Genomic DNA, 23,330 nt, shown 5'->3' with positions numbered 1-23,330 from the left:
TAGGATAAAAAATATTAAGTTGTTAGTTATTAGTTGTTAAGTTATTTAAAACCATATATTCGCTATGGTATATGAGGGAGGAAATACAATGGAATTAAATAATGTAATCTTTGAAAAAGAGGGAAACATTGGGGTTTTAACAATTAACAGACCTAAGGCATTAAATGCACTAAACTCAGAAACTTTAAAAGACTTAGATACTGCTATAGATCATATAGAAAAACAAGATGATATATATGTTGTTATTTTAACAGGTGCTGGAGATAAAGCATTTGTTGCAGGCGCTGATATAGCAGAAATGAAAGATCTAAATGAAGAAGAGGGTAAAGAATTTGGACTTTTAGGTAATAAAGTGTTTAGAAGATTAGAAAATTTAGACAAGCCTGTAATCGCTGCTATAAACGGTTTCGCTTTAGGTGGTGGATGTGAAATTTCTATGGCTTGTGATATAAGAATAGCAACTACAAAGGCTAAGTTTGCTCAACCTGAGGTTGGATTAGGAATAACTCCAGGATTTGGTGGAACTCAAAGATTACCAAGAATAGTTGGACCTGGTAAGGCTAAAGAAATTATTTACACAGGAGACATGATAAAAGCTGATGAAGCTTTAAGAATTGGTTTAGTAAATAAGGTTGTTGAACCAGAGAATTTAATGGAAGAAGCAATGTCATTAGCTAAGAAGATATCTAATAATGCACCAATAGCTGTTAAGTTATGTAAAGATGCAATCAATAGAGGAATTCAAGTTGATATAGATTCAGCAGTAGTTATAGAAGCTGAAGATTTTGGAAAATGTTTTGCTACAGAAGATCAAACAGAAGGTATGAGTGCTTTTGTAGAAAGAAGAGAAAAGAACTTTAAAAACAAGTAATGTTTTAAACAAAATGGTTGTGTGGATTTAAGGAGGGTAATTAAAAATGAACTTTCAATTAACAAGAGAACAAGAATTAGTTAAGCAAATGGTTAGAGAATTTGCTCAAAATGAAGTTAAGCCTATAGCTGCAGAAATAGATGTAACAGAAAGATTCCCTATGGAAAATGTTAAGAAAATGGCTAAACTAGGAATGATGGGAATTCCTTTTAGCAAAGAATATGGCGGAGCTGGTGGAGATACTTTATCTTACATCTTAACTGTTGAAGAATTATCAAAAGTTTGTGCTACTACAGGAGTTATAGTTTCAGCTCATACTTCATTATGTGCTTCATTAATAGATCAATTTGGTACTCCAGCTCAAAAAGAAAAATATTTAACTCCACTTGCAAAAGGTGAAAAATTAGGTGCTTTTGGATTAACTGAACCAGGAGCAGGTACAGATGCTGCAGGACAACAAACTACAGCTGTATTAGAAGGAGATAATTATATCTTAAACGGAAGTAAAATCTTCATAACTAATGGTGGAGTTGCAGATACTTTCATAATCTTTGCTATGACTGATAAGAGTCAAGGTACAAGAGGAATTTCAGCTTTCATAGTTGAAAAGAATTTCCCAGGATTCTCAATTGGCAAGTTAGAAGAAAAAATGGGTATAAGAGCTTCTTCAACAACTGAGTTAATCATGGAAAACTGTGTTGTTCCAAAAGAAAACTTAATCGGAAGAGAAGGAAAAGGATTTGGAATAGCAATGAAAACTTTAGACGGTGGTAGAATAGGTATCGCTGCTCAAGCATTAGGTATAGCAGAAGGAGCTTTAGAAGAAGCTGTTGCTTACATGAAAGAAAGAAAACAATTTGGTAGATCATTATCTGCATTCCAAGGATTACAATGGATGGTAGCAGAAATGGATACTAAAATAGAAGCTGCAAGATTTTTAGTATATAAAGCAGCTTGTTTAAAAGAAGAGGGTAAACCATATTCTATAGATGCTGCAAGAGCTAAATTATTCGCTGCAGATGTAGCTATGGAAGTTACAACTAAGGCAGTTCAATTATTCGGTGGATATGGATATACTAAGGAATACCCAGTAGAAAGAATGATGAGAGATGCTAAGATAACTGAGATTTACGAAGGAACTTCAGAAGTTCAAAAAATGGTTATCGCAGGAAGCATATTAAGATAATTTTAGGAGGGCTTTGAGATGAAAATAGTAGTTTGCTTAAAACAAGTGCCAGATACAACAGCTGTTAAAATAGATCCAAAAACAGGAACTCTTATAAGAGATGGAGTTCCATCAATAATAAACCCAGAGGATAAACATGCTTTAGAAGCTGCATTACAATTAAAAGATAATAATGGAGCAGAAGTAACTGTATTAAGTATGGGACCACCTCAAGCTAAATCAGCTTTAAGAGAAGCTTTATGCATGGGAGCTGATAAAGCAATTCTTATAACTGATAGAGCATTTGCAGGTGCAGATACATTAGCTACTTCAAAGGCTTTAGCTGGAGCATTAAAGAAATTAGAATATGACATAATATTCGCAGGAAGACAAGCTATCGATGGAGATACTGCACAGGTTGGTCCAGAAATAGCTGAACATTTAAATATTCCTCAAGTAACTTATGTTCAAGGCGTTAAAGTTGAAGAAGATGGATTATTAGTAAATAGAGCTTTAGAAGATGGATATGAATTAATAAAAGTTGAGGCTCCAGTACTTTTAACTGCTATAAAAGAGTTAAATGAGCCAAGATACATGAATGTTAAAAATATATTTGAAACATCTGATGATGAAATCTTAGTATGGTCAGCTGATGACATAGATGTAGATAAAGCTGAATTAGGGTTAAAAGGATCTCCAACAAAAGTTAAGAGATCAATGACTAAAGAAGCTAAAGGTGCAGGAGAAATAGTTAAAGAATCACCTAAAGATTCAGTTACTTATGTACTAGGCAAATTAAAAGAAAAACACTACATCTAAGGATTATGGGAGGTATTTAAGATGAATAAAGCAGATTTCAATGGCGTTTGGGTTTTTGCAGAGCAAAGAGAAGGTCAATTACAAAAAGTTTCATTAGAATTATTAGGTGAAGGTAGAAAAATCGCTGATAAATTAGGATCAAAATTAACAGCGTTATTAATAGGAAATAAAGTTCAAAATTTAGTTGAAGATTTATCAAGACATGGTGCTGATGAAGTACTAGTTGTTGATGCTCCAGAATTAGAACATTACACAACTGATGGATATACAAAAGCTATATGTGAATTAGCTAATGCTAAAAAACCAAATATAATTTTCATAGGAGCAACATTCATAGGAAGAGACTTAGGTCCAAGAGTTGCTGCAAGATTAGAAACTGGTTTAACTGCTGACTGTACATCTTTAGATGTTGATGTTGAAAGTGGGGATTTATTAGCAACAAGACCAGCATTTGGTGGTAACTTAATGGCTACAATAGTATGTCCAGATCATAGACCACAAATGGCTACAGTAAGACCTGGAGTTTTTGAAAAACTTCCACTAGGAGAAAATGATGCAACTGTAGAAAATGTTGAAATAAAATTCAACTCTAATGATATAAGAACAAAAATTGTTGAAATAATTAAAGAACATAAAGATATTGTTGATATATCAGAAGCTAACGTATTAGTTGCAGGTGGTAGAGGTATTGGTTCAGAAGAAAACTTCAAAATGCTTAAGGAATTAGCAGAAGTTATGAATGGATCAATAGCAGCTTCAAGAGCAGCAGTAGAAAAAGGATGGGTAGATAAAGATTACCAAGTTGGACAAACAGGAAAAACTGTTAGACCAAATATATATGTAGCTTGTGGTATATCAGGAGCTATTCAACATGCCGCTGGTATGCAAGATTCAGATATGATAATAGCTATAAATAAAGATGCTAATGCTCCAATAATGAAGATTGCTGATTATGCAATAGTTGGGGATGTAAATAAAGTTGTTCCAGAATTCATAGCTCAATTAAAAGCTATGAAGGAAGAAGCTTAATTAATAAATAATATAACAAGGGTAAACTTATAAAATTTTTCAATTAATGGTGTAGGACTTTTCTGTTAAGTCAGAAAAGTCCAATTAAAGAGAGTATTTAGGAGGAACTTAATATGGAAAAGATTTTTGTAATTGGTGCAGGTACAATGGGTGCTGGAATAGTTCAAGCATTTGCACAAAAAGGATATGAAGTTATCGTTAGAGATATCAAAGACGAGTTTGTTGATAGAGGAATAGCTGGAATCAACAAAGGTCTTACTAAATTAGTTTCTAAAGGAAAAATAACTGAAGAAGATAAAGAAGCAGTATTATCAAAAATCACTGGAACTACTGATTTAGGATTAGCTGCTGACTGTGATTTAGTTATAGAAGCTGCAGTTGAAAATATGGAAATCAAAAAACAAATTTTCGCTGAATTAGATAAAATCTGTAAAGAAGAAACTATATTAGCTTCAAATACATCTTCATTATCAATAACAGAAGTAGCATCAGCTACAAACAGACCTGATAGAGTTATAGGAATGCATTTCTTTAACCCTGCAACAATAATGAAACTTGTTGAAGTAATAAGAGGTATGGCTACTTCACAAGAAACTTTTGACAAAGTAAAAGCTATGTCAGAAGCTATAGGAAAGACTCCAGTAGAAGTTGCTGAAGCACCAGGATTTGTAGTTAATAGAATACTTATCCCTATGATAAACGAAGCTATTGGAATATATGCAGAAGGAATAGCTTCCGTTGAAGATATAGATACTTCAATGAAATTAGGAGCTAATCATCCAATGGGACCTTTAGCTTTAGGAGATTTAATAGGATTAGATGTTTGCTTAGCTATAATGGACGTATTATTTAAAGAAACTGGAGACAGTAAATACAGAGCTCACAGTCTTTTAAGAAAATATGTTAGAGCAGGATGGTTAGGTAGAAAAACTGGTAGAGGATTCTACAACTACAACGCATAATATTGAAAGTTTAAAAAGTTTATAAGGTATAAATTTTCTATAGTATAAATCTGATATTATTAAATATTTTAAAGTATATATTATAGGAAGAGATTGAAGTAAAGTAAGAGATTGATATTTTATCAATCTCTTTTTTCTTTTATAAAAAGCTTTTTATTTAAATAATTTTATCAGGTTGATTTAATTTAGAAAGTTCATTATAATTAAAAGAATGAAAATTGGTGTTAATTAATAATTTTTATCATTAAAAGGAGGTAGTATGTTAAAAAGATTTATACGTTATTATAAACCATATAAAAAATTATTTATTTTAGATTTATTAGCGGCATTTTTAGTTTCAGCTTGTGACTTATTTTATCCTATGATTACAAGAAATATAATTAATGATGTTATTCCAAATAAACAGATAAAATTATTGTTTGTTTTCGCAATTGTACTTACTCTAATATTCTTAATTAAGGCAGGATTGAACTATTTTATGCAATATTGGGGACATGTAGTTGGAGTTAGAATGCAAGCTGATATGAGAAGAGACTTATTTGATAAACTACAGGATATGCCTAATAAGTATTTTGACAATAATAAAACTGGAGTTATTATGTCTAGAATTATAAATGACCTTCTAGATATATCAGAATTAGCTCACCATGGTCCAGAGGATTTATTTATATCATTAGTTATGTTAGTAGGATCCTTTATAATTTTATGTACAATAAATGTACCTTTAACAATTATTACTTTTGCTATAATACCTTTTTTACTTTTTTATACTATTCATAAGAGAAATAAAATGAAAAAAGCATTTAAAGAGACAAGAGTTAAAACTGGTGAAGTAAATGCTACTATAGAAAATAGTATTTCAGGAGTTAGAGTAACTAAATCTTTCGGTAATAAGGCTTATGAAATGGAAAAGTTTGATAAGAGTAATGGTATATTTAAGAAAGCTAGAGAACATGCTTATAAGGCAATGGCTGAATATTTTTCAGGGATGTTTTTCCTTGTAGATATGCTTGAACTTATAGTTTTAATAGCAGCTGGATATTTTACTTACTTAGGAAAAATAAATGTAGGGGATTTTGCAGCATACTTACTATATATAAAGATGTTCTTACAGCCTATTAGAAAACTTATAAATTTCAATGAAATGTTCCAAAATGGAATGTCTGGTTTTGAAAGATATGAAGAGATAATGAATGAGGAAAATGAAAAAGAAATTCCTAATGCAAAGGATCTTAAGGATGTAAAAGGAAAGATTACAATAAAAGATGTTACTTTTAGATATGATAATAAAGAGAGTATTTTAGAAAATTTCAATTTAGATATTGAAGCAGGCAAAATGGTTGCTTTAGTTGGTCCATCAGGTGGAGGAAAGACAACAATATGTAATCTTATACCTAGATTCTATGACTATGAAAGTGGTCAAATCTTTATTGATGATGTGGATATAAGTACTGTTACTTTAAAATCTTTAAGAGAAAATATTGGTATAGTTCAACAAGATGTATTTTTATTTACAGGAACTATAAAAGAAAATATAATGTATGGAAATCCTAATGCTACAGATGAGGAAGTTATAGAGGCAGCTAAGAATGCATGTCTACATGATTTTATTATGGGCTTAGAAGATGGATATGATACATTTATAGGTGAAAGAGGGGTTAAGCTTTCTGGAGGACAAAAGCAAAGAATTTCAATAGCTAGAGTATTCTTAAAGAACCCAGCAATATTAATATTAGATGAAGCTACATCAGCCTTAGATAATGTTACAGAATATGAAATACAAAAAGCTTTAGAAGAATTAAGTAAAGATAGAACAACCCTTGTAGTTGCTCATAGACTTTCAACTGTTAAAAATTCTGATGAGATAGTTGTATTAACGGATAAAGGCATAGAAGAGAGGGGAACACATGAAGAGCTTATTAAGCTTGGTGGTGTTTATAGTAATCTTCATAATTTATAATTTAGTTTAATTAAAACTGTATTAAGAGTAATTTTATTTGCTTTTAGTACAGTTTTTATTTTTATATAGGAATACTTTACATAATCTTTGAATATACATATAATAGGAGAATTATATTTTATATTTAGCAAGGGTGAATTTATGAATAGTAAAAAGATTGTTAATACTATATATTACATAGTTATTTCTATGTTAGTTATAATATTAGTAAATAATTTTATGAGTAAGTCAGATTCAATATTTAAAGCTGTTGGATTTAGAACATATTCAATATTAAGTGGAAGTATGGAACCAGAGATTAATACTGGAGATTTAGCTATTGTTAAGAGTATTGATGCTGATGATGTTAAAGTTGGAGATATAATAACATTTAAATATGAGGGGAAAGTAGTTACCCATAGAGTTGTTGAAAAAAATGAAGAGGGATTTATAACAAAGGGTGATAATAATAATGCTAATGATACTGAAATAGTTAGAGGAGAAGACTTAATAGGAAAAGTTTTATTTCATATGCCTTTCTTAGGATATGTTACAGTATTTTTATCAAAGCCAATAGTAATATCAGGACTTATGGTCCTAATTGCAATAAGCATACTTTGGGATACTTTTAAAGTTGATAAGAAAAAAACAATAAAGGCTTAGCTTAATAACATGGAGGGTGATTCGAAAGAACACCTATCCATGTTTTTCTTTTTATATTATATGAAAAGACTATTTATTAATAACTTTTATTAGTATAATATTATTAGTATAAGGTTATTATTTAAAATATTAATGTTTTAAGTTTAATCTTATTTATATGTATTTTTAAAAATAAAGTTTTTATTTATAATAGCTAAAAGATAGAAGTTTATAGTAATAAAACTTTATTTAGGAGGATAATATGTTAGTTGAAAAAGCAAGAGAAAAGTGGGATAAGAAACATGATTTAAATTGTGCAGAGTGCATAATGTACGCTGCAAATGAAGAATATAATTTAAATTTATCAAAGGAAACTTTAAAAGTAATGTCTTCTTTTGGTGGAGGATTAGCAATAGGAAATGTATGTGGAGCAGCAACTGGGGCAGCAGGTGTTTTAGGCCTTATGTTTACAGAGGATAGAGGTCATCAGAGTCCACAAACTAGAGCATTAACACAGGAATTTATGGAAAAGTTTTATGATAAATTGGGATACTATAATTGTACTGACTTAAAAGCTAAGTACAAAAAAGATGATGACAGAAGATGCATAGTTATGATAGAGACTGCAGCTGAGGTTTTAGATGAAATCGTAAGAAGAGAAAGATAGGTGAAAAGAATGGATTTTAAAAGTGTAGAATATGGAGAGAACAAAGTAATATTAAAAGATGCAAAAAATTTTAATATAAAACAAGTTTTTGAATGTGGTCAATGTTTTAGATGGGAAAGAACAGAAAGTGGTTCATACATAGGAGTTGCCTTTGGAAAGGTTATAGAGTTAGCTCAAGAAGGCCATGATGTAATAATATACAATACTAACAAAGAGGATTTTGAAAATATTTGGGTTGATTATTTCGATTTAGAAAGAGATTATTCAAAAGTAAAAGAAGCTTTATCTTGGGATGAAACATTAAAGAGTGCTGTTGAATTTGGATATGGAATAAGAATATTAAATCAAGATCCCTTTGAACTTGTTATTTCATTTATAATATCAGCAAGAAATAGTATTCCTGTAATTTCAAAGACAATAAAGAAAATCAGTGAAAGATGGGGAGAACCAATAGAGTATAAGGGAAATACTTATTATTCATTCCCAACTCCAGAAAGTCTATCTAAGGCTTCAATAGATGATATAAGAGAGACAGGAGCTTCATTTAGAAGTAAGTATATATGGGATACAACTAAAAATATATATAACTGTGAGTTAGCTAAAAAGGGAATACTAGATGCACCAGAAGAAGATATAGTTGAAATATTAGAAAAATATGATTTAGAAAAGATAACTAATATGGATGCTGATGGATGTCATAAAGGACTTCAAGAATTTATGGGAGTAGGAGCAAAGGTAGCAGACTGTATAATGCTATTTTCTATGAAAAAAAGTTCTGCATTCCCAGTAGATGTTTGGGTTAAGAGAGCAATGATGCATTTTTATGGAGCTGATGATGCTTCATTAAATAAAATAAGAATTTTTGCAAGAGAGAGATTTGGAGAGTATTCTGGATTTGCTCAACAATATCTATTCTATTATGCTAGAGAAAATGGAATAAAGATCTAATAAAAAAACTTACAAACATATTTAGAGGATTACTAGATTAAGCTAAGGATTAAAGTTCTAAAGCTTATTTAGATATTCTCTTTATATTGTTTGTAAGTTTTATTTTGATATAGTACATTTTGTTAATAACGGCCTTTTTTACGAATAGCTTTTGATTTTTTTATAGTAACATTAGCATCACCAGGTTGCTTTTTTATGAATTTTAAGTAACGCTTAATTTTTTCATCATCTTTAAGTCTTGGAAGAGAATTAAGCCTAACAGCCAATTCATAGTTACTATATAAAGCATGTACTTGTTTATGACAAGGAACACAAAGCCAGGTTGTTTCATCAAATCTTCCACCTTTTTCACGAGGAATGAGATGATGTTCTGTGATTTTAGGAACTTTTCTTTCACAAAGAGCACATATATGAGTTTCTTTATTCATATTCATCACACCTTAAATAATTAAAATACTTATAAATATTATAATATATGTATTTAAAATTAAAAAAGCCGTTACTTTAATAGTTTGAAAATTTAAGAAGATTTATGCTAAATTTTTAAATTAATCTATTTTATTTTAAATATTATTTTTATTTTAAATGTTTATGTTTTTTTAGAGTATAAAATATTTTAGATATTATTGAAAGTATCATTACTAGAGATAAAATGAAAATTGCTAAAAATAAAAAATAAGATTCAGGCAAAACATTTATTATTGGATCTTTTTTAGGATCAAATATCCAGTAATCATTATTGAAAAATATTTTATGGAATAGGGTAAAGACTTTTGAAAAGTTTAAGTAAAAACTTAAGATTAAACTAAGAAACATAAATAAAACTTCATAGAAGAAAATATTAAAAGCTTTAAATGATATTTTTAGTTTGAATTTTTTTGATATTATAAATAAAATTATTCCTAAAATTAAGCAAGCTAATCCTATTAAATATATTGAAGAAAAAATTTCTTTAACTTCTAGAAAGTGAAATTCTCCTATAGCACTTATTTTAAAGTTTTTAAATTTAAGAACTTCTTCTTGGGGAGAATTTAAATAATGAATTATATTATTATAGTCATTTAAAATTTCTTCACTGATAAGGTTGTTATACTTAGGGATTATATTAAGTTTAATAAATAGGGAATAGAGCACAGGAGAAATATTTAATGTTAAAATAACAGAAAATACTACTGAACTTATTAGAAGGTAAAATGAAAATAATATATCTTTTAAAATCTTAATCATTATGTCTCCTTAAAATAATTATTTTTATTTATTCTAGACTTTTTTATTAAATATTAAACAAAAATACATATTTTAAGAAAAATTTTAGTATTAATTTATAGTATGTAATGTATTAAGAGATAATAATATGGAAATAAGTAATAAATAGATGTATATATATGAAAAAAGTAAATTGAAGAAATTTCAAAAGAATAGCAGAAAACTTAAGATAAATTACCTTAAACATGGAAAATAATAATAATATATTCTAAATAAATAAATTTAGTTATTGAATTTACAACTGGTAAATTATATGATAATAGTAAGAATTAGCACTCTATATTAATGAGTGCTAAACAAAAATTAATTAGCATTTTTAAGGAGGGTTTTTTAATGAGTATTAAACCACTTGGAGACAGGGTTGTTATTAAAAGATTAGAAGCAGAAGAAACTACTAAAAGCGGTATAATAGTTACTGGAACTGCTAAGGAAAGACCACAAGAAGCAGAGGTTGTTGCAGTTGGACCAGGAGCGATAGTTGATGGAAAAAGAACAGAGATGGAAGTTAAAATAGGAGATAAAGTATTATATTCTAAATATGCAGGAACAGAAGTTAAGTTCGAGGGGGAAGAATATACTATTTTAAGACAAGACGATATACTAGCAATAGTTGAATAGTTTTAAAATATAAGTGATTTAGATATTCATAATATATTTGGGAGGTAAATTAATATGGCTAAAACATTATTATTCGGTGAAGAAGCAAGAAGATCTATGCAAGCGGGTGTAGATAAATTAGCTAACACTGTTAAGGTTACATTAGGACCAAAAGGAAGAAATGTTATTTTAGATAAAAAATTTGGATCACCATTAATAACAAATGATGGGGTTACAATAGCAAGAGAAATTGAACTTGAAGATGCTTATGAAAATATGGGAGCTCAACTTGTAAAAGAAGTAGCTACAAAGACTAATGATGTGGCAGGAGATGGAACTACTACAGCTACCTTATTAGCTCAAGCAATTATAAGAGAAGGATTAAAAAATGTAACAGCAGGGGCAAATCCTATATTAATAAGAAATGGAATTAAAACTGCAGTTGAAAAAGCTGTAGAGGAAATACAAAAAATTTCTAAGCCTGTAAATGGAAAAGAAGACATAGCTAGAGTTGCTGCAATTTCAGCAGCTGATGAAAAAATTGGTAAGTTAATTGCAGATGCTATGGAAAAGGTAGGAAATGAAGGAGTTATAACTGTAGAAGAATCTAAATCAATGGGAACTGAGTTAGATGTTGTTGAAGGTATGCAATTTGATAGGGGATATGTATCAGCTTATATGGTTACTGATACTGAAAAAATGGAAGCTGTTTTAGATAATCCATTAGTATTAATAACAGATAAGAAAATAAGCAATATACAAGATTTATTACCATTACTTGAGCAAATAGTTCAAGCAGGTAAAAAACTTTTAATAATAGCTGATGATATAGAAGGCGAAGCTATGACAACATTAGTTGTTAATAAATTAAGAGGAACATTTACTTGTGTTGGAGTTAAAGCACCTGGATTTGGTGATAGAAGAAAAGAAATGTTACAAGATATAGCTACTTTAACAGGAGGCGTTGTTATATCTGATGAAGTAGGCGGAGACTTAAAAGAAGCTACATTAGATATGCTTGGAGAAGCTGAAAGTGTTAAGGTAACTAAAGAAAGTACTACAATAGTTAATGGAAGAGGAAACTCAGAAGAGATTAAAAATAGAATTAACCAAATAAAATTACAATTAGAAGCTACTACTTCTGAATTTGACAAAGAAAAATTACAAGAAAGATTAGCTAAATTAGCAGGTGGGGTTGCAGTGGTTAAGGTTGGAGCTGCCACTGAAACAGAGCTTAAGGAAAGTAAGTTAAGAATAGAGGATGCTTTAGCAGCTACAAAGGCAGCTGTTGAAGAAGGAATAGTTCCAGGTGGTGGAACAGCTTACGTAAATGTAATAAATGAAGTGGCAAAATTAACTTCTGATATTCAAGATGAACAAGTTGGTATAAATATAATTGTAAGATCTTTAGAAGAACCTATGAGACAAATAGCTCATAACGCAGGATTAGAAGGTTCAGTTATAATAGAAAAAGTTAAAAATAGTGATGCAGGTGTAGGATTTGATGCTTTAAGAGGAGAATATAAAGATATGATTAAAGCAGGAATAGTTGATCCAACTAAGGTTACAAGATCAGCTCTTCAAAATGCAGCATCAGTAGCATCAACATTCTTAACAACAGAGGCTGCTGTAGCAGATATTCCAGAAAAAGAAATGCCTCAAGGTGCAGGTATGGGAATGGACGGAATGTATTAATAAAAGAATAAAAAGGATGACTTAACTGTCATCCTTTTTTTATTTAATTCTTATTGAAAATAATTACATAATATGATTAAAATGGTTTAAATGTCGAAAAAGTGATTGAAAAATTTATGAAAACAGGTTATTTAGAAATTAATTGTAATTAAAAGTATTAATTTTAAGTTTTTAATTGGTATAAAAAATATATATTAAAAAAAATAAGAAATATTGTATTATTTTGTAGACAACTGGGAAAAATTGTGTTATTATAAATACATAAGTTACAAATGATTTTTGAAAAACAAAAGAATTATAAATACTAAAGATAAAATAATGACTAACAAATGAATTCATAGAACGAAAGATATTAAAGTTACATATGAGTTAAGTTTAAAAATAGTTTTTGCTATTAAAACAAAAGACATTAGAGAGATACGAAAGAATTTATAGAGTACTTAAATAAGTTAGAATAAACAAAAGATTTAAAAAAACTAAAGATTTAAGATAACTTAAGACTTGAAATAACATAAGAGATTAAATATACAAATGATATAAAAAAAGAGATTCTTTAAAAGAATCTCTTTTTTTATGCATATAAATGGTAAAAATGTCCATAATCCTAATATAAATCTAAAGTTAAAAAATATTTAACTTTAAAAAATATAAAAGGAGGACCATAAATGTTATTACTGAAAGCAAGTGCAATATGTGGAAAAGGAAATGAAGGGAAAAGAAATAAGAAAGGGGGATTCACATTAATAGAATTAACTGTTGTTTTAGCTATTATGGCTATAATTTTAATGGTTATAGCTCCAAATTTTTCATCTGTTAAGGATAGCGCTAAGGCAAAAGTAGATAAGCAAAATTGTGCTGCTATTGAAAGATCTGTGGAAATGTTATTGGCAGAAGATGCTATTTCAAGTAGTATTACAAATATAAAAATAACTTCAAGTAATGGAAATGTACAAATTTCAGGAATAAGTGATGATACGGGTAAAAGTAAGTTACAAGATTTACTTGAAGATTTAGATAAGCCTCAAAGTGGAGAATCTTATAATGTAGATATAGAAAATGGAAGAAAGGTTACGGTGTCTATAGTATAAATATATTTTAATTAAAGTAATTTCATAGGGGCTGTATAAAATATAATAATAAAACTTATTTTACTACATGCCCTTATTTTTTAGGATTTAAAAAGATGATATTTAATTATTTATTAAATAATATTTAACAAAACATTAAATAAATGAAAAAATTAAATTATTCGTATAATGAGTAAAAAAAGCTTAATCAAAAATGTTTACAAAAAATTTCAAGATGTTTATAATAATTATGAAATATTAATAAATAATTCATTTTTGAATGATTTTGGAGGAAATGTGTCTATAATATTTTTTTTATTTGGATTAATAATTGGAAGTTTTTTAAATGTGTGTATTTTTAGAATTCCTGCAGGGGAATCTATAGCATTTCCGCCTTCACATTGTGGTACATGCAAAAAACAATTAAAGCCTATAGATTTAGTACCTGTTTTTAGTTATTTGTTTTTAGGTGGAAAGTGTAGATATTGTAAGAGTAAAATATCTATAAGATATCCACTAATAGAATTGCTTACAGGTTTTTTATATTTTTGTGTATATAAATATTATGGTATATCTTTTTTGACAGTTAAGTACATAGTCTTAATTACATTTCTCATAGTAATTTCATTTATAGATTACGATACCCAAGATGTTTATGCGGTTACTACTTACCCAGCTGTAATACTTGGGATTATTTTTGCCCTAATAGAAAAGTTTTATTTTGGAGAAAACTTATTAAATTATTTTATGGGATTAGTAATATCAGCTTTAGTAATATTTTTAATTAGTAAATTAACTGGAGCTATGGGGAGTGGAGATATAGAGATACATGCCATAGCAGGAATTTTTTTAGGGTGGAAATTAGCAATAATAAATATATTTTTATCATTTATTATTGGGGGAATAATAGCAGTATTAGCTATTTTGTTTAAACAAAAGAAAAAAGGTGATTATATAGCCTTTGGACCAGCTATAGGAATATCTACTATTATTTTAATATTTTTTGGAAACATAATAATACCAATATATTTTGGGGTGTAAAAAATTTAATATACTAGTTTAGATTAAGTTTTATAGTTAAATTTTTAACTTGAAAAGGAGGCATTTTCTTTGATTAGTTATCAGAAAAAGCGTTTAGGAGATATACTAATTGAATCAGGAAAGCTTACAGAGGATAAGCTTAAAGAAGCATTGATTATTCAGAAGCAGGTTGGAAAGAGGCTTGGAGAAATTTTAGTTGAACAAAACTTTGTTACTGAAGAGGATATAATAGAAGTTTTAGAAAAACAATTAAATATTGAAAGAGTAAATCTTGAAATTATAAGAATAGATAGAAGAGCTATAAAGATGATTTCAGAAAATGTTTGTAGAAAGCATTTAATAGTTCCATATGAAATAGATGATAATACTATAAAGGTTGCAATGGCAGATCCCTTAGATATAGTTGCAATAGATGACGTTGAGATTTCTACAGGTTTAAATGTGCGTCCTTATATAGCAGTAAAACAATCTATTCAAAGAGCTATAGATATATATTATTCAAACCAAAAGGTTTTATCAGCAGCGGAAGAATTAACTAAGGAAGTTGATGAAGGAAATAATCTTATTTTAGATAATATTGAAGAAGTTGATAACTTAGATAATGCTCCAATTATAAAAATGATTGAATATGTAATGAAAAATGCAGTAGAGGAAAGAGCTAGTGATATACATATTGAAAGCTATGAAAATATATTAAGAATTAGATATAGAATAGATGGTAAATTACATACAATATCTACTTTGCCAGTAGATACCCTAGCTCCCTTAGTTACTCGTATTAAAATTTTAGCAAACTTAGACATATCAGAGAAAAGACTTCCTCAAGATGGAAGAATTCTTACTAGATTTGGAGATAAACAAATTGATTTAAGGGTATCTATTCTTCCAATGATAACAGGAGAAAAGATAGTTATAAGAATAATAAACAAGGAAAATTTTATAATTTCTAAGGAAGGGCTTGGAATAAAGGACTATGAACTTAATTTATTAGAAAAAATAACAAAGCATTCTAATGGAATAATTCTTGTTACAGGTCCTACAGGAAGTGGTAAAACAACAACGCTCTATACTATTTTAAATGAGCTAAATACAGATAGTAAAAATATTATTACTATAGAAGATCCTGTTGAAGTATCAATTGAAGGAATTAACCAAGTCAATGTTAATAATAAAGTTGGATTAACTTTTGCAACGGGATTAAGATCTATATTAAGACAGGATCCAGATATAATAATGATTGGAGAAATAAGAGATTCTGAAACGGCTCAAATAGCAATAAGATCAGCTATTACAGGTCATTTAGTTTTATCAACTTTACATACTAATAATGCTCCATCTAGTATTTTAAGACTTGAGGATATGGGGGTTCAAAGATATTTAATTGCCAATGCTATTAAAGGAGTTATAGCTCAAAGACTTGTTAGAAAAATTTGTCCAAAGTGTAAATTACAATATGATGCTACACCATATGAAAAAGAAATATTAAATATAGATAAAAATGAAGAACTTATACTTCATAAAGGTAAAGGTTGTGCTTATTGTAATAATACTGGTTATGTAGGTAGAATGGGTATTTATGAAATTATGGAAGTGACTAAAGAACATAGAGAGGCTATTTTAGAAAATAAAAGTGCGGATATTCTTAAGGAGATTTCAATTAAAAATGGCATGAGAACTCTTGGACAAGCATGTAGAAGTTTAGTATTAGAGGGAAATACTACAGTTGAAGAAATGTTAAATATAACTTATGATATGTAATTTGCTAAAAGAAAAGGAGATGAATTATGGCAATTTTTAAATATAAAGCTATTAATTCAGAAGGACAAAGAATAGAAGGTTCTCAAAGTGCTGATTCTGAAAGTCAAATCAGGGAAATGCTTTTATCAAATCAATATTATCCTCTAAGTATAGAAAAGGAAAATAGTAAAAGTAAAAAGAGTTTTTCTTTTAATAGTAAAGTGAAGCTTAAGGATATAGCAGTATTTTGTAGACAGTTTTATGTTATGTTAGATTCTGGATTGTCTATTGGTAAGGCTTTAAATATATTAATAGAACAATGTGAGAAACCAAAGCTTAGGGAAGCCTTAATTGGAGTAAAAGGAGAGTTGAAAAGAGGAGAAACCCTAGCAAGTTCCATGAGAAAAAGAAAAGATGTTTTTCCTAACTTACTTACTAGTATGATTGATGCTGGGGAGAGAAGTGGTAACTTAGATATAATCTTAAAAAGAATGGCTGAGTACTACGAAAAAGAGACAAAGATTAGAGGAAAGATTAAAAGTGCTATGATTTATCCTATAGTTCTTGGAGTGGTAGCTATTATTGCTATTACTTTTATTCTTACCTTTGTAATGCCAACCTTTGTGCAGATGTTTGAAGAAAATAATGTAGACCTTCCAATGTCAACCAAGATGGTTCTTGGGACAAGCAAAATGTTAGGTAAGTATGGAATTATAATTTTTTTAATTTTAGTAACAGCAATTATATTACTTGGTAAATATTTAAAGAGTGAAGAGGGTCAATATAAGTTAAGTTCAATAAACTTAAAAATTCCAGTAATAAAGAAATTAACTCAAAAAATAATAGTTTCTAGATTTACAAGAACTATGGGAATAGTATCATCAAGTGGAATGTCTTTAGTAACCTCTATAGAAATAGTTGCCTCTGTAGTTGGAAATAAAATTGCAGAAAAGGAATTATTAAAAGTAAAAGAAAAGGTCTTAAAAGGGGAAGGGTTAGGAGATTCAATAATGAATATAAAAATCTTCCCGCCAATGCTTGCTTCCATGGTTAAGATTGGAGAGGAAGCTGGTTCACTAGATAGCATATTAGATAAAACCGCAGACTTCTATGATGATGAACTAGAAAGAGAAATAAAAACAGCAACAGCCTTAATAGAGCCATCAATGATAGTTCTTATGGGAATAATTATAGGATTCCTACTAATTTCAATATTAACACCTATGTTTAAAATGTATAACAGTATAAGTTAGTTTAAATTTTAGGAGATGAAAAAAAGTGAGTATTAGAAGTGAGAGAAGGAAAAAAGGCTTTACTTTAATAGAACTTATTATAGTTGTAGCAATTATAGGAATATTAGCAGCCGTAGCTATACCAAACTTTTTAGCTATTCAAAGAAAAGCTAGAGTTAGAGCTGATATTGCAACAGGAAAAACAATATATGATGCTACTATAGAGTTGATTGCTGAAGGAAAAGAAGGGTTTAATATGCCTGAGAAAACAACTATAAAAGATAAGGATGGAAAGTTGATTACTTATTATGGATATGGTATTGACTTATCTAGTTCGAGTGATGAAAGAGCAAAAGAATTAAGAAAGTATATATTAAATAGCACTAATTTAAAACCTAAGGCATTTAAAGGTTGTCATTTTTATGTAAGTGTTACATTTGATTTTTCAGATAATAATTCAAATAATGGCTACGATTTAACCAAGCCAATAGTTAAAGTAGATATTGTAAATTCGGATAATAAATCTAAGGGAGAGGCTTATCCAAATAATGAGCTTTTGAAGTGAATTAAAAGTTAGTAGACTTTTAATATAGATTACATATCATTTTAAGGAGGAAAACTAATGAATACAAAAAAACAAACTAAAAAGAAAAAAGGTTTTACGCTAATAGAGCTTATTATAGTAATAGCAATCATAGCAATATTAGCAGCAATAGCAATACCAAATTTCTTATCAATACAAAGAAAAGCAAGAGTTAAGGCTGATATAGCAAGTGCAAAAACAATATATGATGCAACATCAGCTTTAATTGCAGAAGGTAAAATTGTTCCAACTTCTAATGGTGTTACTTTTACATTAGATAATGAAAAAGTAACATCAAAGCCTGAGGATGCTGGAGAGCCAAAAACAAATGCTAATGCTACAAATGCTTTACAATCATATCTTCAAACAATACCTAAGCCAGAATCAATAGCAAATCAAAAGTTTGAAGTTACAGTAAGTGGAGAGGAAAATTCACCTAAAATACAAGTTAAAATTGGAGATAACACAAATGTTTATCCAGAGGCAAATGAAGACTATAAGTTAAATAAATAATAAGGAGGACTAATAATGTTTTTAAGAAAACAAAATAAAAAGAAAAAAGGTTTTACATTAATAGAACTAATTATAGTAATAGCAATCATAGCAATATTAGCAGCAATAGCAATACCAAACTTCTTATCAATACAAAGAAAAGCAAGAGTTAAGGCTGATATAGCGAGTGCAAAAACAATATATGATGCAACATCAGCATTAATTGCAGAGGGGAAAATAACTACAGATGAGAGTGTTGTTTTAAATCCTGGTTCAACTGATGAAATATCTAAATATTTACAAACTATTCCTGTATCTCAATCAGTAAGTGGAGATGTATTTGCTGTTAAAATAGATATAGATGGAACACCAGAAACTTCAAAGGGGAAAAATGATGCTAAACCAGCTAGAATAGAAGTTTACTTAGTAGCAAAGGATTCAACTATAAAAGATGATTCAACACTTGTTTATCCGACAACTACTGGAGAATATACAATAAATAATACTTCAAGTAACTAAAAGATTAATAATTAAATAGTAACCTGAAAATTAAAAAGTGTAAGGAACTTTTCCTTGCACTTTTCAACTATAAAGGTAAAGGAGGGAAAGTTTTGGCAATAGAAAATAAAGAGAAGAAAAGTATATTGCATATGGATGTTTCTGATATACTTAAGGCTCTTAAGAAGAAAAATTCTGAGAAAAAGAATGATAAAAAAGGTAGTAAGAAAAAAGCTAAGACTGTTATATGTAAAAAAGCTATTTCTATTGATATTGGAAGTGAGAATACCAAGGTTATTGTTGGAAGATATCATAAAAATAAGGTTAGTATAGATAAGGCTTTTTCTTTTAAGACTCCGAAAGGTAGTATAGATGATGGTCATATTAAGGATATAGATAATTTAGCTATGGCTATTAATGATGCTTTGGATTGTAATAATGTTAAGAATGATAATGTAATTTTCACTACAAACAGCACTTCTATTATAAATAGAACAATTATTATTCCAAAGGTTAATGAGGATGAAATAGAATCAGTTATTAAGTACGAGGTTCAGCAATATCTTCCTATAAACTTAGAGGATCATATGATTCAATATAATGTTTTAGGGGAAAAGGTTATTGATGGGAATGAAAAGCTAGAGGTTTTAATTGTGGTTTATCCTAATAAGATGGTTTATTCCTATGCAGAGCTTGTTAATAAAATTGGTGGAAAACCATATGCTTTAGATTTAAATTATAATTCTAAAAGAAAAGCTTATTACGTAATGAATCCTGAAATAAAGGAGTCTATTTTAAGTATTGATATGGGAGCAGAAAATATAGCATTAACAATAATGAAAGACAATGAGTTAATACTTATAAAAACTACAAAATCTGGTGGGAATTATTTAAATAGCAAAATATCAAAGGTCTTAGAAATTTCATTAGAAAATGCAGAAATGCAAAAGAGAGAAAATTGTAATTTGATGAATAGGGAAGAAGGGCCTTTAGAGCATGTTGTTAGAGAGGTTGTAGATTCTTGGTTTGATGAAGCTAGTAGAATAATTAAATATTATAAAAGTAAAAATACTCAAAATAATATAGACAAGATATATATTTGTGGAGGAAGTTCAAACATAAAGGGACTAGAAAGATATGTATCTACTAAACTAAACATGAAAGTAAAGATAGTTCAGGGAAATAGTAATATAGAATTTAAAAAAGGCGTTGAAGAAGTGAATATTTCAGAATACATAAACGCTATTGGAGCCTTAATAAGACTTTAGGTTGGTGATAAATAATGAGAGATTTTAACTTTTTCTCCCATATAACTGAGGAAAGAAAAAGTGATTCAAAAAGAAAATACATAGGATTTGGATTAATTGGAGCTTTAGTCTTTATATTTGTAGTTAATTTTTCCATAAATATTATACATGGGCATGTTTTAGATAAAAACATAAGTTATTATGAAGGGGAAATAGATAACCCAGATATGAAAGAAAAGTTAGGTGTAGCAACGAAGGTTGAAAAGGAGCATGATGCTTTAGAAAAGTATTACAATGATGTGAAGGTGGCTACAGAACAAGTTTATGATAATAATTATGTAACTACTCAAAGAATTAAGATAATAAATAGTACTGTTCCTAAGGATTTAGTATTTACTCAAATAAGTATAGATAATAAAACTTTAACAATACAAGCATTATCAAAAACAAGAAGTGCTATAAGTGATCTTCAATATAAATTAAATAATTTAGGTTTTATAGAAAATACATATATAAGTGGAATTGGAGAAAGAAATGCACAGGGAGACTATTCATTCTCCATAAATTGTACTTTAAAGGAGGTAGGAAATAATGAAAATTAATAAAAGAGAAAAAACTTTATTATTTGTCCTAGCTCTAGGGGTTGTTGGTTTTGGATATTATAAAGTGGTTTGGGATTATCAATATAACAAATTAAAAGATTTAAAATCAAAGGAACTAAAAGTAAAAGAAGAATATAACCATGATGTGAAAATGGTTAATTCTACAGAACCTAATAAAGAAGAAATAAATATTTTTAACTCAGAAATTCAAAACTTAACATCAGGATTTTATTCAAACATATCACAGCCCAATATAATATTAGAATTAAATAATCTTATGAATGATGCAAATGTTAAAGGAACTATGAGTTTTTCTGAAATAAAAACTATGCCAGTTATGGACAAGCAAGATGGAGATTCCTCTAGTAAAAGTGAGGATGATGAAAATCCAAATCAAATACAGGGAATAGTTAATGATTATAATAATATAACTGATAAGAAGAAAAATGAAGATAACAAAGATAAAAAGCAAGAAGAAATATATAACTTAAGCCAAATGACAGTTTCATTAAGTGTAAATGGTACTTATGATAATGTTATGAAATTTATGAAGTCTATTGAAGAGAATCCAAAGCACATAAATATACTTAATTTTAATTTAAGTGCACAAACTGATGGAAATGTATCAGCAAATATGAATATACAACTTGTTGCAATTCCAAAGATAGATGCTTCAAAAGAAGAGTTTACAACAGCTGATGAGAAGTATGGTAAAGAAAATCCATTTTCAGGAGCAAGTGCAGTTGGAACAGGAACAATAGAAAATGAATTAGAAAATTCAAAGGTTAAGAATGATTTCTTAATGACTGTTAGGCCTATAAACTCAGATTTACCAACAATAGTTTTAGGTAAATCAGATGATAAAGATAAAAAAACATATTTAAATAATGATGAAAACTCAGTAAGTAATATTGAGATGTACATTTCAGGTGACAATGGAAAGTACTATTACAAATACAAGGTTGAAGGAAAAAGTTACCCAACAAAATTTGAAGGTAATGGAGAAGAATTTAAACCCAATGGAAATGATATAAACTTTGAAATATTCTCAGAGAAGAGAGTAAATAAAGATGATAAATCTGGAGCTAACATAAAAATTGTGAATAGTTCAGATAAAGAAGTTAATTTAATAATAAATAAGGATGACGAAAAAAGTCCAAGAGTTAATGTAACCACAGATGGCAAGGTTAAAGTGATTAAAAACTAATAGAAAAGGTGTGTGAAGCTATGGGTATCAAAAAAAGAAAAAGTAAAAAAGGGTTTACAGTAATAGAAGCTATAATTAGTTTGGTTTTGTTTACTTTAATAATGATACCCCTAGGTAGCTTTACTTTAACAGCTGTTAAAACATCAGTAAAAAGTGGTGAAAAACAGCAAGCTATAGATATTGCTCAAAGTACCATTGAACAAATAAAGGCATTAAAAATTGATAAATTATATAATTTATCCACATATCCGGATAAAAATAAAATAGTATTGAATAATGGAATGATTATAACTTTAAATAAAGAAAATAATAGTCAAGATAACTTTGATTCTTATAAAGTTAATGGTATTTTTAAACCTAATAATACAAATAAGAGTTTTGAGATTGAGGGTACTATAACTCCAAATTTAAATGATTATAATCATAATAAAGGCGAAGAAAATAAAGAGAGTGAAAAATTAGACTTTAATTATTGTGTTTATATTGGGAATACTAGTATAACTGTTTATAAAATAGTAAATAGGGTATGGTACAGATTAAAATATGAAAGAATTAACAATGAAAATAATGATTTACTTGAATTGAGTATAGATAAGAATATTAAAGGTGAAGTTGATATCAGATCAACACATGAAACTGATATAGATGTATCACCAAATACTGATAATGTAAAAACTAAAAAGGATTTGAATGAATCAGATCTATTAGATAAAGATAAAGAGTCTAAAGTTAAAGTTCTTTTTTATGAAGATGAAAAAAATAAAGCTATAAAGTTGAAAGCTTCTAATAGTGATATAAATGGTGATTTAAGTGTATATGCTTATAAATACAAGGGGAGTGGTGTAAGGTATTATGATAATATTGAAAATACTAATCCTCAAGGAATAGTTAAAATTTATAAAAACTATGTTGAGAAATCACCTTATGACAATAAAGTTGGTTTATATGATATAGATTTAAATGTCAATTATGGAAATCAAGAGATATATAGTATAAAGGCTACAGAATTTATAGGAGAGTGATA

Annotated in this window: 24 protein-coding genes; 22 read left to right on the top strand and 2 right to left on the bottom strand. The window is 28.4% G+C overall.

All coding sequences use genetic code 11. The features are described 5' to 3' along the window. Window positions 1–88 precede the first annotated feature (88 nt). From GOM42_RS12750 to GOM42_RS12710, 9 genes are all read left to right on the top strand, one after another. Window positions 89–871 (top strand): short-chain-enoyl-CoA hydratase, encoded by a 783-nt coding sequence (locus GOM42_RS12750; protein WP_110077509.1) that lies wholly within the window; start codon window positions 89–91, stop codon window positions 869–871. 46 nt (window positions 872–917) lie between these two features. Further along, window positions 918–2,057 (top strand): acyl-CoA dehydrogenase, encoded by a 1,140-nt coding sequence (locus GOM42_RS12745; RefSeq protein ID WP_003454427.1) that lies wholly within the window; start codon window positions 918–920, stop codon window positions 2,055–2,057. A gap of 18 nt (window positions 2,058–2,075) precedes the next feature. Then, entirely contained in the window at window positions 2,076–2,855 is a 780-nt protein-coding gene (locus GOM42_RS12740; RefSeq protein WP_003460115.1) for an electron transfer flavoprotein subunit beta/FixA family protein, read from the top strand. A 21-nt stretch (window positions 2,856–2,876) separates the two neighbouring features. Next, window positions 2,877–3,884: an electron transfer flavoprotein subunit alpha/FixB family protein gene (locus tag GOM42_RS12735; RefSeq protein WP_003454260.1), complete on the top strand. Its 1,008-nt coding sequence runs from the start codon at window positions 2,877–2,879 to the stop codon at window positions 3,882–3,884. A 113-nt stretch (window positions 3,885–3,997) separates the two neighbouring features. Continuing rightward, window positions 3,998–4,846 (top strand): 3-hydroxybutyryl-CoA dehydrogenase, encoded by an 849-nt coding sequence (locus tag GOM42_RS12730; protein ID WP_003454476.1) that lies wholly within the window; start codon window positions 3,998–4,000, stop codon window positions 4,844–4,846. A 259-nt stretch (window positions 4,847–5,105) separates the two neighbouring features. Next, window positions 5,106–6,806 carry an ABC transporter ATP-binding protein gene (locus GOM42_RS12725; protein ID WP_003460100.1) on the top strand — a complete coding sequence of 567 codons (1,701 nt, stop codon included), beginning with the start codon at window positions 5,106–5,108 and terminating at the stop codon, window positions 6,804–6,806. Window positions 6,807–6,947: 141 nt separating this feature from the next. Further along, entirely contained in the window at window positions 6,948–7,448 is a 501-nt protein-coding gene (locus GOM42_RS12720; protein ID WP_003460107.1) for a signal peptidase I, read from the top strand. A 241-nt stretch (window positions 7,449–7,689) separates the two neighbouring features. Further along, window positions 7,690–8,094: a C-GCAxxG-C-C family protein gene (locus GOM42_RS12715; RefSeq protein ID WP_003460091.1), complete on the top strand. Its 405-nt coding sequence runs from the start codon at window positions 7,690–7,692 to the stop codon at window positions 8,092–8,094. Between the two features lie 9 nt (window positions 8,095–8,103). Then, on the top strand, window positions 8,104–9,042 hold the full coding sequence (locus tag GOM42_RS12710; RefSeq protein WP_003454265.1) for a DNA glycosylase: 939 nt from the start codon (window positions 8,104–8,106) through the stop codon (window positions 9,040–9,042). Window positions 9,043–9,164: 122 nt separating this feature from the next. Here the strand turns inward: GOM42_RS12710 and GOM42_RS12705 are convergent, their stop codons facing one another. Both GOM42_RS12705 and GOM42_RS12700 read right to left on the bottom strand, forming a co-directional pair. Beyond that, window positions 9,165–9,470, bottom strand: coding sequence for an HNH endonuclease (locus GOM42_RS12705; protein WP_003454503.1), 306 nt, complete (start codon window positions 9,468–9,470; stop codon window positions 9,165–9,167). 148 nt (window positions 9,471–9,618) lie between these two features. Beyond that, window positions 9,619–10,269: a TIGR01906 family membrane protein gene (locus GOM42_RS12700; RefSeq protein WP_011591102.1), complete on the bottom strand. Its 651-nt coding sequence runs from the start codon at window positions 10,267–10,269 to the stop codon at window positions 9,619–9,621. A 372-nt stretch (window positions 10,270–10,641) separates the two neighbouring features. Here GOM42_RS12700 and groES point away from each other — a divergent pair, with 372 nt between their 5' ends. The 13 genes from groES to GOM42_RS12635 all read left to right on the top strand — a co-directional run bounded on the left by groES (window position 10,642) and on the right by GOM42_RS12635 (window position 23,328). After that, window positions 10,642–10,926: a co-chaperone GroES gene (groES, locus tag GOM42_RS12695; RefSeq protein ID WP_003454296.1), complete on the top strand. Its 285-nt coding sequence runs from the start codon at window positions 10,642–10,644 to the stop codon at window positions 10,924–10,926. Between the two features lie 54 nt (window positions 10,927–10,980). Continuing rightward, entirely contained in the window at window positions 10,981–12,600 is a 1,620-nt protein-coding gene (gene groL / locus GOM42_RS12690) for a chaperonin GroEL (RefSeq protein WP_003454479.1), read from the top strand. Between the two features lie 665 nt (window positions 12,601–13,265). Continuing rightward, window positions 13,266–13,688, top strand: a complete 423-nt coding sequence (locus GOM42_RS12685; protein WP_003460119.1) for a type II secretion system protein — start codon at window positions 13,266–13,268, stop codon at window positions 13,686–13,688. A gap of 276 nt (window positions 13,689–13,964) precedes the next feature. Beyond that, the gene (locus GOM42_RS12680; RefSeq protein WP_003454467.1) at window positions 13,965–14,708 is read left to right on the top strand and encodes an A24 family peptidase; all 744 of its coding nucleotides are present in this window, start codon (window positions 13,965–13,967) and stop codon (window positions 14,706–14,708) included. 69 nt (window positions 14,709–14,777) lie between these two features. Next, on the top strand, window positions 14,778–16,466 hold the full coding sequence (locus GOM42_RS12675) for an ATPase, T2SS/T4P/T4SS family (protein WP_003462253.1): 1,689 nt from the start codon (window positions 14,778–14,780) through the stop codon (window positions 16,464–16,466). Between the two features lie 26 nt (window positions 16,467–16,492). Continuing rightward, window positions 16,493–17,698: a type II secretion system F family protein gene (locus tag GOM42_RS12670; RefSeq protein WP_110077510.1), complete on the top strand. Its 1,206-nt coding sequence runs from the start codon at window positions 16,493–16,495 to the stop codon at window positions 17,696–17,698. Between the two features lie 25 nt (window positions 17,699–17,723). Continuing rightward, complete coding sequence (locus GOM42_RS12665; RefSeq protein ID WP_110035053.1) at window positions 17,724–18,242, top strand: type II secretion system protein; 519 nt, start codon at window positions 17,724–17,726, stop codon at window positions 18,240–18,242. Window positions 18,243–18,299: 57 nt separating this feature from the next. Then, window positions 18,300–18,773: a prepilin-type N-terminal cleavage/methylation domain-containing protein gene (locus tag GOM42_RS12660; protein WP_110077511.1), complete on the top strand. Its 474-nt coding sequence runs from the start codon at window positions 18,300–18,302 to the stop codon at window positions 18,771–18,773. Window positions 18,774–18,788: 15 nt separating this feature from the next. Then, window positions 18,789–19,271, top strand: a complete 483-nt coding sequence (locus GOM42_RS12655; RefSeq protein ID WP_110077512.1) for a prepilin-type N-terminal cleavage/methylation domain-containing protein — start codon at window positions 18,789–18,791, stop codon at window positions 19,269–19,271. A gap of 92 nt (window positions 19,272–19,363) precedes the next feature. Then, the gene (gene pilM / locus GOM42_RS12650; protein WP_110035051.1) at window positions 19,364–20,518 is read left to right on the top strand and encodes a type IV pilus assembly protein PilM; all 1,155 of its coding nucleotides are present in this window, start codon (window positions 19,364–19,366) and stop codon (window positions 20,516–20,518) included. 14 nt (window positions 20,519–20,532) lie between these two features. Beyond that, window positions 20,533–21,099, top strand: a complete 567-nt coding sequence (locus GOM42_RS12645; protein ID WP_110035050.1) for a PilN domain-containing protein — start codon at window positions 20,533–20,535, stop codon at window positions 21,097–21,099. Then, a complete protein-coding gene (locus GOM42_RS12640; protein ID WP_003475034.1) occupies window positions 21,089–22,306 on the top strand; it encodes a hypothetical protein in 1,218 nt (405 codons plus the stop codon). Before GOM42_RS12645 ends, GOM42_RS12640 begins: the two co-directional genes overlap by 11 nt. A 20-nt stretch (window positions 22,307–22,326) precedes the next feature. After that, window positions 22,327–23,328, top strand: a complete 1,002-nt coding sequence (locus tag GOM42_RS12635; protein ID WP_110077513.1) for a prepilin-type N-terminal cleavage/methylation domain-containing protein — start codon at window positions 22,327–22,329, stop codon at window positions 23,326–23,328. Window positions 23,329–23,330 lie beyond the last annotated feature (2 nt).

It is taken from the genome of Clostridium sp. 16K-1-R1, from assembly GCF_023921145.1.
GTDB classification, from domain to species: domain Bacteria; phylum Bacillota; class Clostridia; order Clostridiales; family Clostridiaceae; genus Sarcina; species Sarcina perfringens.
This window is presented reverse-complemented; position numbering and strand designations above follow the sequence as displayed.

Excerpts from the sequence above, each read along its gene's own strand:
- GOM42_RS12750 (WP_110077509.1), top strand. The coding sequence starts at position 89 with ATGGAATTAAATAATGTAATCTTTGAAAAAGAGGGAAACATTGGGGTT.
- GOM42_RS12745 (WP_003454427.1), top strand. The coding sequence starts at position 918 with ATGAACTTTCAATTAACAAGAGAACAAGAATTAGTTAAGCAAATGGTT.
- GOM42_RS12740 (WP_003460115.1), top strand. The coding sequence starts at position 2,076 with ATGAAAATAGTAGTTTGCTTAAAACAAGTGCCAGATACAACAGCTGTT.
- GOM42_RS12735 (WP_003454260.1), top strand. The coding sequence starts at position 2,877 with ATGAATAAAGCAGATTTCAATGGCGTTTGGGTTTTTGCAGAGCAAAGA.
- GOM42_RS12730 (WP_003454476.1), top strand. The coding sequence starts at position 3,998 with ATGGAAAAGATTTTTGTAATTGGTGCAGGTACAATGGGTGCTGGAATA.
- GOM42_RS12725 (WP_003460100.1), top strand. The coding sequence starts at position 5,106 with ATGTTAAAAAGATTTATACGTTATTATAAACCATATAAAAAATTATTT.
- GOM42_RS12720 (WP_003460107.1), top strand. The coding sequence starts at position 6,948 with ATGAATAGTAAAAAGATTGTTAATACTATATATTACATAGTTATTTCT.
- GOM42_RS12715 (WP_003460091.1), top strand. The coding sequence starts at position 7,690 with ATGTTAGTTGAAAAAGCAAGAGAAAAGTGGGATAAGAAACATGATTTA.
- GOM42_RS12710 (WP_003454265.1), top strand. The coding sequence starts at position 8,104 with ATGGATTTTAAAAGTGTAGAATATGGAGAGAACAAAGTAATATTAAAA.
- GOM42_RS12705 (WP_003454503.1), bottom strand. The coding sequence starts at position 9,470 with ATGAATAAAGAAACTCATATATGTGCTCTTTGTGAAAGAAAAGTTCCT.
- GOM42_RS12700 (WP_011591102.1), bottom strand. The coding sequence starts at position 10,269 with ATGATTAAGATTTTAAAAGATATATTATTTTCATTTTACCTTCTAATA.
- groES (WP_003454296.1), top strand. The coding sequence starts at position 10,642 with ATGAGTATTAAACCACTTGGAGACAGGGTTGTTATTAAAAGATTAGAA.
- groL (WP_003454479.1), top strand. The coding sequence starts at position 10,981 with ATGGCTAAAACATTATTATTCGGTGAAGAAGCAAGAAGATCTATGCAA.
- GOM42_RS12685 (WP_003460119.1), top strand. The coding sequence starts at position 13,266 with ATGTTATTACTGAAAGCAAGTGCAATATGTGGAAAAGGAAATGAAGGG.
- GOM42_RS12670 (WP_110077510.1), top strand. The coding sequence starts at position 16,493 with ATGGCAATTTTTAAATATAAAGCTATTAATTCAGAAGGACAAAGAATA.
- GOM42_RS12660 (WP_110077511.1), top strand. The coding sequence starts at position 18,300 with ATGAATACAAAAAAACAAACTAAAAAGAAAAAAGGTTTTACGCTAATA.
- GOM42_RS12655 (WP_110077512.1), top strand. The coding sequence starts at position 18,789 with ATGTTTTTAAGAAAACAAAATAAAAAGAAAAAAGGTTTTACATTAATA.
- GOM42_RS12645 (WP_110035050.1), top strand. The coding sequence starts at position 20,533 with ATGAGAGATTTTAACTTTTTCTCCCATATAACTGAGGAAAGAAAAAGT.
- GOM42_RS12640 (WP_003475034.1), top strand. The coding sequence starts at position 21,089 with ATGAAAATTAATAAAAGAGAAAAAACTTTATTATTTGTCCTAGCTCTA.
- GOM42_RS12635 (WP_110077513.1), top strand. The coding sequence starts at position 22,327 with ATGGGTATCAAAAAAAGAAAAAGTAAAAAAGGGTTTACAGTAATAGAA.